We start from the raw sequence: 12,633 nt of genomic DNA, 5'->3' as shown, positions 1-12,633 counted from the left end.
CCTCGGGTCGATCACTTCGCCGGCCGGATCAGGCCAGCGGTGCACGATCAATGATGAGATTCCGTTGCCGCGTCCGAGGAGGCGGCCTCAGCCCCTTAAGCAACGGCCTCCAGCAACTGCCCCGGGAAGCGGGCCCCGGGCTCCGCCAATTCGGCCGGCGGACCGCGTTTCTATCTTATCAAGGATGACGTCGAGGGAGCCGTCAGGCCGCTGCTGCACCTCTGCCGTGACCGGCTCGCCATTGTTGATGACGTTGACCGTGGGAGGTGCGGCGTTGGCGTTCGCTGATGTCCGAGTGGACGCCGCTCGACAGGTCGCCAGCAACGCGTAGGGTCATTCGCATGCGTTACGCCCTGCTCGCCGCCATCGTCATGTTGCAGGGTGGTGGCGCATTCGCTGCCGAACCGATCATCGGCCGCGCAAGCGTCACCGATGGCGACACGGTGGTGATCCACGGCACCCGTATCCGTCTCTTCGGGATCGACGCGCCGGAGAGCGCTCAGGTGTGCGAGGACGCCGCCGGCAAGGAGTACCGCTGCGGACAGGTCGCTGCCCTTGCGCTGTCCGACCGGATCGGCGAGGTGCCAATCTCTTGCGAGCCCCGGGACACCGATCGCTACGGTCGCACCGTTGCCATCTGCAGGAAGGGCCCTGAGGACCTGAACGCCTGGATGGTGGCGCAGGGCCATGCCGTCGCATTCCGACGCTACTCGAACGAGTATGTGGGACAGGAAGCACAGGCACGGGCGGCCAAACGCGGGATCTGGGCTGGCACGTTCGAAGATCCAGCGGGGTGGCGCCGAACCCGTCGAGGCGGATCAGCAGCGAGAATTGCCGATGAGCCGACGCCGGCCGGCTCAAACGCTTCAATGACCTGCACGATCAAGGGTAACATCTCGGCTAAGGGCGACCGGATCTACCACCTGCCAGGGACGAGCGCCTACACGCGTACCGTGATCGACGAGAAGGCCGGCGAGCGCATGTTCTGCACCGAGGACGAGGCAAAAGCAGCCGGATGGCGGGCACCGCGCGGATGAGATGGATCCAGAGGGGGTGGCGATCAGACGCCAACCATGAACCAGAGTCCGCCCCCCCCCAATTTGATCGGGGTGCGCCCATCGAGACGCTCGCCGGCACGATCGAGCGCGTCACCTTCCACAACGCCGAGACCGGCTTCTGCCGTGCTCAAGGTCCAGGCGCGGGGCAAGCGCGACCTTGTGCCGGTGATCGGACATGCGCCTGCCATTGCCGCCGGTGAATGGATCACCGCGACTGGGATCTAGTTCACCGACCGGCAGCACGGGCTCCAGTTCAAAGCCGACACGCTCAAGGCCACGCCACCGACCGGGGTGGAGGGCATCGAGCGCTACCTCGCGTCTGGCTACATGCGCGGCATCGGACCGGCCATGGCCAAGCGCATCGTAGCGCTGTTCGGAGAAGCCACCTTCGAGGTCATCGAAGCCGATCCCGAGCGCCTGAAAGAGGTCTCAGGCATCGGTCCAACGCGGGCGGCTCGCATCGTCTCAGGCTGGGCCGAGCAGAAGGCGGTGCGCGAGATCATGATCTTCCTGCACGCGCACGGGGTCGGCACGGCGCGGGCGGTGCGGATCTTCAAGACCTATGGCTACGAGTCGATCGCCGTGATGAGCGAGGATCCCTACCGCCTCGCCCGTGACATCCGCAGCATCGGCTTCCGGACCGCGGACGCGATCGCAATGCGTCTCGGGCTGACTAAGGAGGCGCCGCAGCGGCTGCGGGCTGGCGTGTCGTTCGCGAGACCACCGCAGAAGGCGCTCCTACCGGGTGGTGCGCTGAGGTGCTGGAGGATCTTCCGGCGACAACGCGCCCTCGGCCCTTCGATTGCGTCGAGCATCGATTCCCGACCCTGGAGGCGGCGACGGCGTGGCTCGGCGGTGCGCGGATCGTCAGTGCTCCATCAAGTCATCTCAGCTAGGAGGGTTGCCGAATCGATATAGTTTCGGTCACCATACTCAGAATGGAAGTGTTCCCGCCACGCGTCTGTGATTGCATCGCGCTGCACACCAAGGCGTACGACTCCGGCCTCGATCCGAGGGCGGTCGGCGAGGCCGAGGACGGCGGCGATGGCATCCGCTGCTGATTGTGGATCGCCTGCGACTGACTCGTAGACCAGCTCGATCGGCCGGATGCCGGTGCGGGCGAAGAACATGTCCCAGCGCGCGTTGCGTTGGCAAACCTGCCCGACATAGTGCTGGATCGCCGCGCCGTCGTAATGCGGTGCGCCGGCCGCGGTCTCGGTGGAGCGAAACTGCCGGGTCTGGATCGAACGGACCCAAGACATCGCTTGGCCGAGCACGTCCAAGCGGCGCAGGCGCACGAAGTGGAGATTCGGCAAAGCCTCGGTGAGCTTCAGATGCGGAGCAACCGTGTCGAACAGTCCCGGAAACAACTTCAAGCCGTAAATGCCGTTCCCGGTCGCACCCATCGTCAGGATGCGTTGGATCTGTGCGTGTGGATCGTCGGGATAGGCTGGATCGTCGTGGATGCGGCGCGCCGCGCCGTTGAAGTACTCACGCGGGCGGCCGAGGGCGCCGGTGCTGCTCAAAATCTCGCAGAGATAGTTGCTGCCCGAGCGCGGAGCGCCGCACAGCGCATAGCCGCGCAACGGCCCAGGCGCCGGATCGTCCGCCGGGCGGAGCGCGGCAGAAGAACGGAAGCGGTCGAAGAGGCGTCTCATTTGTGCGGCTCTCTCAAGGATCAAGGAACGGGTCGACATGGCTCGGGTCCCCACGCTCGGCGATGAATCGTGCGCGCCAGTCCGCACTGAGCGCGTCGCGCTGGATCCGGAAAACGGAGGGTTGCCGGCCGAGAGCGGGCGCACGCGCGAGCCCCACCGTGTGGGCCACGGCGCCGATGGCGGCGCCGGGATCGACTAGAAGATCCTCGTAGGCGATCTCGACAGCGGGGAGCCCGGTGCGGGCGAAGAACATGTCCCAGCGGGCGCTGCGTTGGCAGATCTGACGGATCCGGAGGGCGATCGCGTCGGCGTCGTAGGCGGGTTCGCCCGTGGCCGCGTCGGAGGCGCGGAAGCGCCCGGTCTGCGAAGCACGGACCCAGGACAACGCCTGCCCGAGAACGTCGCGGCGGCGGAACCGCACGAAGGCGAGGTTCGGCAGTGCCTCCATCCACCGGAGGTGCGGCGCCACCACGTCGTGGAGGCCGGGGAAGACCTTGAGAGCGTAGACGCCGTTGGCGGTGGCACCCATGGTCAGGATGCGAGCGACCTGGGCCACGGGGTCGTCAGGGTAGGTCGGGTCGTCGTAGCGGCGGCGGGCATCGCCGTTGAAGTACTCGCGCGGATGCCCGAGTGCGCCAGTGCTGCTCAGCACATCACAGAAATGGTTGCTGCCTGAGCGCGGCAGTGTGCAGACGGCATAGCCGCGCATTTCCGGCACCGGTGCGCGTGACGCCTGCCAGAAACGGCCGATGAGTCGGCCGATTCCAGTTGGAGGCGTCGGGACGGCGGGTTCGCCGGTGCCAGCCTGAGGCGCATGCTTCATTCTCCCGCTCAAGATTGCCATTCACTCCCGCCAAATCTACCTAAAGACCATTTTAATAATAGGATAATCGGAAATTAGCTTTCGAAGAGTAACATATATGCATCATTGATCGCGAGCGCATTCTATTCCCAGGCGCATCTTGCGATTGCGATTGACCTCTTGGAGACTTCTCGTATGTAACCGAAAGGTCGGCTGCTGCCGCGCTATATAGACATTCTGTCAAGCAATAGACAAATATAAAAAGGGGGAGACGATGACGTCCAAGGATACATCCTTGCGCCGGAGCCTACTGCTGACCGTTCCGGTCTGGGCCGTCCTCGTCGCCGATGCGTACGCGGCTTGTCAGCCGGCCGTCCCCGCCAACGGCCAGACGGTGACCTGCACCGGCAGCCAACCGAACGGCTTCGTCGCGCCGGCAGGCGTCACGGGGCTGATCGTGAACATCACCGCCGGGACGGCGGTCGGGTCGCAGCAGACCAGTACGGGCAACAACCCGAGCTTCACCAACATCCGCGTCAACGGCACCAGCACGGTCAACAACGCCGGGGCGATCGGCAACACGGCGCCGCTCAACCGCGACAACTTCGGTGTCAACCTCGCCGGCGACCTATCTACGCTGAATAATACCGGCACGATCACGCTGACGGCGCCGGCCGGCAACGCCACGACCCGCATCTACGGCGCCTATTCGAGCGCGCCGAACGGGTCGCAATACGCCAGTACGACGGTGAACAACGCCGGCACCATCGCGGTGACCCAGAACGGCAACGGCATCGCCCGGGGCATCTATTCCGGCGAGAACACCACGCTGTTCACGATCAACAACACCGGCCTGATCCAAGCGACCCGCGGGGCGACCGCGACAGCGACCACCGCCGTGGTCGCGGGCGTCGATTCCGACGACGACACCGACCGCCTCGTGGTCAACAATGCCGCTTCCGGCCGCATCACCGCCACCGGCACCAACACCCGCGCGATCACCGGCCGCGCCGCCCAATACGAGATCAACAACAGCGGCACGATTACCAACACCACGACCAGCGAGGCGGCGATCGCCACCTTCGCGCTCAACGCCGGCAATGCCGGCGACGCCACCACGGTGCGCGCCTACAACACGGTGATCACCAACACCGCCACGGGCGTGATCAACGGCGACGTGCGCAACTTCGACCAGGACCTTCAGATGGCGACCACCGTGGTCAACTTGCGCCGCACCGGCACGGTGAACAACGCCGGCACGATCAACGGCAACCTCGCCTTCGGTAACGGCAATCAGACGGTCAACAACACCGGCCGGATCAGCGGCAACATCAGCTTCCTCGACGTGGCGACCGCGGGTGCGGTGGCCGGGACCGTCAACACGGTCAACCTCGGCACGGGGTCGAGCATCGGCGGCAACATCGCCGCGCGGGGGCTCGGCACCAACAATCTCAACCTCTCCGGCACCGGCACCCTGACCAGCACGGTGACCGGCTTCACCAACCTCACGCAGACCGCCGGCGCTTGGACGATCGGCAACAACGCGACTCAGACGCTGTCCGGCAACCTCACAGTGGCGGGCGGGACCCTAACGCTCGGCGCGGGCACCACGCAAAACGTCGCCGGTCTGATCCAGGTGACGGGCTCCGGCGCGCAGCTCACCGTCAACAACACGTTGACCAACAAGACCGTGAACCTGTCGGGCTCCAACACCACGGTGGTCAACAACGGCACACTCGTCGGCACCGGCGCGGCGGGCCGCGCCAACACCGCCGCCAACCGCGTCTACGCCGTGCTCTCAAACTCGACGGGGGCCGACTTCGCCAACGTCTCGGTGGTCAACAACGGCACCATCGCGGTGACCGAGAACGGCGTCGGCATCTCGCGTGGCGTGTATGCCGGCGAGAACATCGCCTCCATGTCGATCACCAACGCCGGCACCGTCTCGGCGACCCGCAACGGCACCGGCACCGCGGCGGTCGCGGCCATCGATTCCGACGACGACGTGGCGGCGCTCACGATCAGCAACCGGGCTGGCGCCACGATCAGCGGCACCGGGACGGGGGTTCGCGCCATCCAGGGCCGGGCGCAAAGCTACACCATCACCAATGCCGGCACGATCACCGGGCCAGCCGGCGGGCAGGCCATCGTCGTCTACGGCGCCGGCAACGCCTTCCTCACCAACGCCGCCACCGGCACGATCAATGGCGACGTGCGTTTCACCGACGCGGACCCGCAGAACGCGACCACCGCCAATCGCCGCAACAGCACCACCGTCAACGCCGGCACGATCAACGGCAGCATACTCTACGGGATGGGCAACCAGACGCTGACCAACACCGGGCGCATCGGCGGGGCGATCACTTTCAACGACGTGGCCGCAAGCCGCAACGCGGTGACCTTAGGCACCGGCTCGACGGTCGGCGGCGCGATCACCGCCAACGGGCTGGGTGTCAACGCCCTGACGCTGACGGGCACGGGGACGCTGGCCAGCAACGTCGCTGGCTTCACGACCCTGCGCGAGGCTGACGGCGCCTGGACGCTGGCCAACGGCACCACGCAGAGCTTCTCCGGCGGCGCGACGATTGCCGGCGGATCGCTCGCCGTGAACTCGGTGCTGGCCGCCAGCACGCTCGTCGGCTCCGCCGGCACGCTCAGTGGTACCGGCCGGATCGCCGGCACCCTGACCAATGCCGGAATCGTCGCGCCGGGCAGCGCGGCCGCCCCCTACGGCACGCTTTCGGTGACCAACTACGTGCAGCAGGCCGGCGGAACGCTTCAGAGCGCGATCACCGCCGACGGCCAGGCCGCCCGTCTCGTCGCCTCGGGCACCGCCACGCTCTCCGGCACCGCCAGCCTCATCGCGGCGCCCGGCAGCTACCTGCCCAACACCCGATACACCGTGCTCACCGCCGCGGGCGGCGTCAGTGGCACCTTCGCGGCCGTGACCGACAGTGGCAGCCTGCCCTTCCTGATCCGCCCGACGGCGTCGACGGACGGCAACAACGCCTACATCACCCTGGCGCAGCAGAGCTTCGGCCTCGTGGCGCAGACGAGCAACCAAGCGAACGCCGCCCGCGGCCTCGACGCGGCGCTCGCCAACAACCCAGCCGCGCTCCTCGTGATCGACAACCAGAGCAACGCCGGCATCGCCTCGACCCTCGACCGAGTCGCCGGCCAGGCCTACGCGTCGCTCGCCGACCCGCAGCTCCGTTCGGGCCGCGCCTTCGGCAGCCAGCTGCTGTCGCGGGCCTACGCCGCCAGTTCGGAGGCCGGGCCGCAGAGCTTCACCCTGCCGCCCACCGTCTATTCCGCCGACCTGCCCAGCCGCGGCCCGGTTCCGGAGCCGCGGGTTATCGAGACCAACCGCGGCTACGGCCTCTGGGCCACCGGCTACGGCCAGTTCGGCAGCGTCGACTCCACCGCCAACGCCGCCGGCCGCAGCGAGACGGTCGCCGGCCTCGCCACCGGCATCGACTTCCACCCGCAGGTCGGCACCGTGCTCGGCATCGCCGCCGGCTATGGCTCGGTCGACGTCTCGCTCAACCGCACCGGCGAGCGCGCCCACACCGACAACGCGCAGGTCGGCGTCTACGGCGGGTTCTCGAACGGTCCGGTCTACGGCAACCTCGCCCTGGGTTACGCCCGCACCGAGGGCCGCGTGAACCGGTCGATCGGCGTGCCGCAGCTCCAGCCGGGCGGCGCTCAGGGCAACGTGAGCGGCGACCAGTTCATCTCGGCCGGCGAGCTCGGCTACCGCGTCGCCTTCGCCCCGACGGCGGTGTTCTCGCCCTTCATCGGTTTCCAGGTGAACACCTTCGATCAGGACCGCGTACAGGAGACCGGGAACGGCCCGTTCAACCTCAACATCGCGGCCCGCGACTTCCTCTCGGCCCGCACCCTCGTCGGCGGCCGGCTGGAGACCGCCACCGCGGTGTTCGGCGGACGGCCGATCTCCCTGTGGATCAAGGCGGCCTACGTCCACGACTTCGCCGACGTGAGCCGGACGATCAGCAGCGCCTTCGCGCTCGCGCCGACCGTGCCGTTCCTGGTCAACGGCCGGCGCCTCGACCGCGACCGGGCGCTGGTCGGGCTGGGGCTCAGCACCGAGCTGGCCCCGGGGCTCGCCGGCTTCGTCGCCTACGACGCCGAACTCGCCTCGACGGACACCATCCAGGCCGTGCGCGGCGGCCTCCGGTACAACTTCTGACGCCGTACCGGACCGGAACGATGCGGGAGCGGGCTGCCGACACGGCGCCTCTCCCGCATCGTCGCTTCACGCGGTTGCCGATTTATCCCGAGTAGAAGCAGGATAAATAAGAAGACTATGCGGTAGGGGTTGAGGCAATTTGCGGTTGTCGTTTGTGGTTGCCGGTCACTAAAACGCGATCTATGCTTTGCGGAAAGCCTGGGACATAGAAAAACGGCGCTGTTGCATGGAAGCGATGAGGGGTGCGGCACTTCTGGGACCCAACGTGAACGTCGATCCCCGGGGTCGGCTGGTGGCCTTCGAGGCGTTCGACAACCTTCCCTTCGTGCCCCAGCGCGTGTTCGTGATGGAAGTGGACGATGCCACCGTGACCCGCGGCGGCCATGCCAATTCCTGCGACGAGGTGATCGTGGCGCTCCGTGGGGCTGCGACGATCGCGCTGGACAATGGCGAGGAGACCGCCACGGTGCGCCTCAACGGCGATCATGCTCCGCTTTGGATCAGCGCGGGCATCCTGATCCGCCTGGAGAATTTCGAGGCAGGCACGCTGCTGCTGGTCTGTGCCTCCGAGCGCTACGGCGACACGCGCCATTACGCGCAGCCGCAGAAGGCGTTGATCACCGGCGAGGCGGCAATCGGCGGACGGGACCGGTGAACGACCTGTCGATCGCGCAGGCGCTCCCCAACCTGCGCATCGCACGGTTCCGGCAGGAGATCGACGCGGCCGTCGCCTCGGTGCTCGGCGGTGCGCACTACATCCTCGGCGCGCCGGTGGAACGGTTCGAGGCGGCCTTCGCCGCGCACGAGGGGCGCGAGCACGCGGTCGGCGTCGGTTCCGGCACGGATGCGCTGGCACTCGCGCTGCGTGCGCTGGGCGTCGGCCCGGGCGACGAGGTCGTCACCGCGGCGCTGACCTTCGCCGGCACCGCGCAGGCGATCCTGCATTGCGGCGCCCGTCCGCTCTTCGCCGACGTGGATCCCCACACCTGGTGCATCACCGCCGAGACCGTCGAGGCCGTCCTGACGCCGTCGACGCGCGCGATCTTGCCGGTCCATCTCTTCGGCTTCCCGGCCGACATGGCTGCCCTGTGCGCGTTCGCCGCGCATCGTGGCCTCGCAGTGGTCTCGGACTGCGCACAGGCCCACGGTGCCCGGATCGGCCCGCGCCCGCTCGGCAGCTTCGGGGACGCGGCGGCGTATTCCTTCTATCCGACGAAGAATCTCGGCTGCGTCGGCGACGGCGGTGCGGTGCTCGTCGACGATCCGGTACTCGCTGGACGCCTGAGGGCGCTGCGGGAATATGGGTTCTCGCACGGCACGCGCATCAGCCGCGAAGCGGGGTTCAACAGCCGGCTCGACACGCTCCAGGCGGCGATCCTCTCCGCGCTCCTGCCCCACCTGGACGCGGGTAATCGCGAGCGCCGTGCCATCGCCGGGCGCTACCGCGCGGCGCTCGCCGGCCTCAACGGGCTCAGGCTGCAGGACGAGCATCCGGGCGGCGTCAGCCACCAGTTCGCGGTGGCTGTCCCCAACCGCGGCGAACTGGCGATGCGGCTAGCCGATGAGGGAATCCGCACTGCGATTCACTACCATCCGGGCCTGCACCGCCATCCGGCGTTCGCCGATCCGAAAGCCGTGCCGCTGCCAGTCTCCGACCGGCTGAGCGCAAGCCTGCTCAGCCTGCCGATCCAGCCCGAGGTGGCCGGCGCGGAAGTCGAACGCATCGCGTCGGCCGTGCGCGAGGCATACGTGCGATGACGCGGCTCGTCGTCTACGGCGTCGGCTCGCCGATCCTCGGAGACGTCGAGGAGAGCGCATACCGCGCGGGCATCACGATCGTGCTCGGCGTCCGCAACGTCGCCGAGCCGAGCCGGCTGTCGTCGGAGATTCCCACATGCGCCCCCGAGGAGGTCTCCGAAGAACTCCGCGATCTGCCGTTCCTCGTTCCGCTGTTCACGCCGGGCCATCGACAGTGGGTCGTAGGTGAGGCGCTGTCCCGCGGGTTCGTCCGCCACGCGACGCTGATCGACCCGACCGTGATCCAGCCGCGTGATCTCGAGCTCGGCGAGGGGTCCTACGTTAACGCGGGCAGCGTCTTCGGGGCCGGCGGACGGTTCGGTGTCTTCGCCTTCGTCAACCGCGGCGCCACGATCGGCCACCATGTCGATGTGGGCCGGTACGTGTCGATCGGCCCCGGCGCGACGTTGGCCGGCGGCGTCCGCCTCGGAGACGGCGTAGTCGTCGGGGCCGGTGCGGTGGTGTTGCCCGGCATCGCGGTTGGGGCGAACGCGGTGATCGGAGCCGGCGCGGTCGTTACCCGAAACGTCGGGCCGGAATGTCTTGTCCTCGGCAACCCGGCTCGCGTGGTTCGGCAGGACATCGGCGGCCACAAGGGAGTGCGCGTTCGATGAGCGCCGGAGCGAAATTGCAGCACGCAGCCGTCGCCGACCGTCTGATCGTCCACCTCTACACGGTGTGCTGGGACGAGGCCGATATGCTCGGTTTCTTCTTCCGGCACTACGATCCCTTCGTCGAGCGCTACGTGATCTACGACGACGGCTCAACGGACGGGTCGCGCGAGATTCTGCGCGCCCACCCCAAGGTCGAATTGCGTGACTTCCCCCGCACGGATCCCGATTCCTTCGTGCTCTCTCATCGGGCAATGCAGAACGAGACCTGGAAGGAGAGTCGTCACAGGGCCGACTGGATCGTTGTTACAGCCATCGACGAGCACCTACACGTGCCCGGCCGCGCCATGGCTGACTACCTCGCTGAGGAGGCCGACCGTGGCGTCACTCTGATTCCGGCCCTGGGCTTCGACCTAAACCACATCGAGATGCCCGATGATGCGGGCTTACTCGTGGAGCGCGTCACGCGCGGGCGCCCGCGCACCGCCTTCAACAAGCTCAGCATCTTCAAGCCCGAAGCACTTCGCGAGACTGGCTTCGGGCCGGGGCGGCATGCGGCAACGCCCGAGGGCGACCTCGTCCTACCCCCGCACGACACCCTCCAGCTCTGGCATTACAAGCATCTCGGCTTCGAGCGGAACGCAACACGAGAGGCGATACAGGCCGAACGGCTTGGGCAAACAGACCGCGCGGAGGGTTTCGGCCAGCACTACCTATGGGGACGCGACCGCTTACGCATTTTCTGGGACGAGATGGAGCGCGAGAGCATCGACCTCGCCGCCGCTGATGCGGGATCCCTCGCCATCCGGCCTCTCTGGTGGGAGGAGCAGGGGATGCGGCGGGCCAATTCGGCGCCTTTGCCGCGCCTCGTGCCAGCGGCGCCGGGGGTCGTACCGACTGTGTCGGTGCTGATAAAATCATACCAGCACGCCCCCTATGTCCGACAGACGATCGAGAGTGTGCTCGCCCAATCCTTCCAGGATTTCGAGATCGTCGTCACCGACGACGGCTCAACCGATGGCACCGCCGAAATCCTGCGCGGCTTCACCGATCCGCGCATCCGCCTCGAATGCCGGCGCGAGAACCAGGGCATATCGGCGGCAATGAATGCCACCGTCGCGCGGGCGCGGGGGCGCTACCTTGCGATCCTCAACTCCGACGATTGGGCACTGCCGGGTCGCCTCCGGCGGCAAGTCGGCTTCCTTGATGCGCATCCGGACGTCGCCGCAGTTTTCGGGATGCCCAGAGCCGTGGATGAGGCAGGCTTACCGACGCAGGCCTACAACGATTTCACCCTGCCGCTCCACTTCACCGACTTCTCTCGGCGAACATGGCTGCGGTTCCTCTTCTTCCAAGGCAACATTCTCTGCGCGCCTACCGCGATGATCCGCCGGGAGGCCTATGAGGCCGCCGGCCCCTACGACCCGCGGCTGACGAACTTACAAGATTTCGACATGTGGATCCGGATGCTGATGTCCGGGCAGAACATCCACGTCTTGCCCGACAGCCTGACGGCGTTCCGCATCCGCGACGGCATGGCCAACGCAAGTGCCCCAAATCCCGAGGCGCGCCTGCGCTCGACCTTCGAGCATTCCATGGTCCTGCGCCGATTCAAAGAGATGGACGAGGTGTTATTCTCCGAGGTGTTCAACCGGGAGGAGGTTGCTCAACCTGATGAGCCGCTGCCCCTGCGCCTTGCCCAGCTCGCGAGCGAGATCGATCGAGCCGAGTTCCGAAGTTTTGCCCTGCACACCCTTTACGAAGAGGCGCGCACGCCGAAGCAGCTCGCCGACCTCCGTGATTGGGGTAGCCGGATTGACGGCCTCGGGCTGCGTGGGGTCGAGGAACGCGAGAGCCGGCTCCATGCCATGGCCGCCGAGCGGGAAGCGCTCGCTACCGACCGTGACCGCATTGCCGCTGCACTGAGGCACGAGGAGGGAGTGCTCGTACAGGAGCGCGCGGCGGCTGAGGCCGAGCGGATCGTATCCGGCGAGCGGCTTGCCCATGCTGAGGAGGAGCGCGCCCACCTCTCGACCGAGCGAGACCGCATCCTTACTGCACTGAAGCACGAAGAAACAAACCTCGCGCAGGAGCGGGCGGCGGCTGAGGCCGAGCGCGCCATATCTAGCGAGCGGCTAGCCCGTGCGGAGGCGGCGCGGGCCCACCTCTCGGCCGAGCGAGACGATCTCAGCTCGCAGCTTCACGCTGCCCTTCAAATCCAGCAGCGTATGGAGCGGACCCTGTGGTTCCGCTCGGCGCGTGCCGTTCGCAGGGTCCGCCGGATGTTCCGCGCCTAACACACGCTCTTGTACTTCCGGGCCGGCGGTGATCCTGATTGGCGATGGTGCTGGTACGAGCCCGACAGGTATCGCGGCACGCCAAGTTGCGACATCCTGGATCCGAGCCGCGCGACAGGTCCGGGCGCGATGTCCGCCGTCGGCCAAGACCTCCCAGACCACGCTGCAGAGGATGACCCCGTCGAGGATGAGATCGTAGC

General features: G+C 67.3%; 8 protein-coding genes and 1 pseudogene. 7 read left to right on the top strand and 2 right to left on the bottom strand.

The genetic code is table 11. The features are described from left to right. The first annotated feature begins 341 nt into the window (after positions 1–341). Both MKK64_RS16805 and MKK64_RS16800 read left to right on the top strand, forming a co-directional pair. Positions 342–1,037 carry a thermonuclease family protein gene (locus tag MKK64_RS16805; RefSeq protein ID WP_243936021.1) on the top strand — a complete coding sequence of 232 codons (696 nt, stop codon included), beginning with the start codon at positions 342–344 and terminating at the stop codon, positions 1,035–1,037. After that, a pseudogene (locus tag MKK64_RS16800) lies at positions 1,034–1,775 on the top strand (helix-hairpin-helix domain-containing protein); the annotation flags it as partial. The gene MKK64_RS16805 and the pseudogene MKK64_RS16800, both read left to right, overlap by 4 nt. Before the next feature lie 161 nt (positions 1,776–1,936). On the opposite strand, the gene MKK64_RS16795 reads toward MKK64_RS16800, so the two are convergent. Together MKK64_RS16795 and MKK64_RS16790 are read right to left on the bottom strand one after the other, a co-directional pair. Beyond that, positions 1,937–2,755 carry a Stf0 family sulfotransferase gene (locus MKK64_RS16795; protein WP_243936020.1) on the bottom strand — a complete coding sequence of 273 codons (819 nt, stop codon included), beginning with the start codon at positions 2,753–2,755 and terminating at the stop codon, positions 1,937–1,939. Then, positions 2,730–3,425: a Stf0 family sulfotransferase gene (locus MKK64_RS16790; RefSeq protein ID WP_243936019.1), complete on the bottom strand. Its 696-nt coding sequence runs from the start codon at positions 3,423–3,425 to the stop codon at positions 2,730–2,732. The genes MKK64_RS16795 and MKK64_RS16790 overlap by 26 nt, the downstream gene beginning before the upstream one ends. A 388-nt stretch (positions 3,426–3,813) precedes the next feature. Between MKK64_RS16790 and MKK64_RS16785 the strand changes: the two genes are divergently transcribed. The 5 genes from MKK64_RS16785 to MKK64_RS16765 all read left to right on the top strand — a co-directional run bounded on the left by MKK64_RS16785 (position 3,814) and on the right by MKK64_RS16765 (position 12,433). Then, positions 3,814–7,728 (top strand): autotransporter domain-containing protein, encoded by a 3,915-nt coding sequence (locus tag MKK64_RS16785; RefSeq protein ID WP_243936018.1) that lies wholly within the window; start codon positions 3,814–3,816, stop codon positions 7,726–7,728. A 265-nt stretch (positions 7,729–7,993) separates the two neighbouring features. After that, the gene (locus MKK64_RS16780; RefSeq protein WP_243936017.1) at positions 7,994–8,383 is read left to right on the top strand and encodes a sugar 3,4-ketoisomerase; all 390 of its coding nucleotides are present in this window, start codon (positions 7,994–7,996) and stop codon (positions 8,381–8,383) included. Continuing rightward, positions 8,380–9,486, top strand: a complete 1,107-nt coding sequence (locus tag MKK64_RS16775) for a DegT/DnrJ/EryC1/StrS family aminotransferase (RefSeq protein ID WP_243936016.1) — start codon at positions 8,380–8,382, stop codon at positions 9,484–9,486. The genes MKK64_RS16780 and MKK64_RS16775 overlap by 4 nt, the downstream gene beginning before the upstream one ends. After that, complete coding sequence (locus tag MKK64_RS16770) at positions 9,483–10,139, top strand: DapH/DapD/GlmU-related protein (RefSeq protein ID WP_243936015.1); 657 nt, start codon at positions 9,483–9,485, stop codon at positions 10,137–10,139. The genes MKK64_RS16775 and MKK64_RS16770 overlap by 4 nt, the downstream gene beginning before the upstream one ends. Beyond that, a complete protein-coding gene (locus MKK64_RS16765; protein WP_243936014.1) occupies positions 10,136–12,433 on the top strand; it encodes a glycosyltransferase family 2 protein in 2,298 nt (765 codons plus the stop codon). The genes MKK64_RS16770 and MKK64_RS16765 overlap by 4 nt, the downstream gene beginning before the upstream one ends. Positions 12,434–12,633: the final 200 nt, after the last annotated feature.

Origin of the sequence: Methylobacterium sp. E-025 (assembly GCF_022829705.1) — a bacterium.
In the GTDB taxonomy this organism is placed as follows: domain Bacteria; phylum Pseudomonadota; class Alphaproteobacteria; order Rhizobiales; family Beijerinckiaceae; genus Methylobacterium.
Note: the sequence above shows the minus strand (reverse complement) of the source record. Positions and strands in the feature narration are given on the sequence as shown.

Coding starts and splice junctions, on each gene's coding strand:
- MKK64_RS16805 (WP_243936021.1), top strand. CDS start 342: ATGCGTTACGCCCTGCTCGCCGCCATCGTCATGTTGCAGGGTGGTGGC.
- MKK64_RS16795 (WP_243936020.1), bottom strand. CDS start 2,755: ATGTCGACCCGTTCCTTGATCCTTGAGAGAGCCGCACAAATGAGACGC.
- MKK64_RS16790 (WP_243936019.1), bottom strand. CDS start 3,425: ATGCGCGGCTATGCCGTCTGCACACTGCCGCGCTCAGGCAGCAACCAT.
- MKK64_RS16770 (WP_243936015.1), top strand. CDS start 9,483: ATGACGCGGCTCGTCGTCTACGGCGTCGGCTCGCCGATCCTCGGAGAC.
- MKK64_RS16765 (WP_243936014.1), top strand. CDS start 10,136: ATGAGCGCCGGAGCGAAATTGCAGCACGCAGCCGTCGCCGACCGTCTG.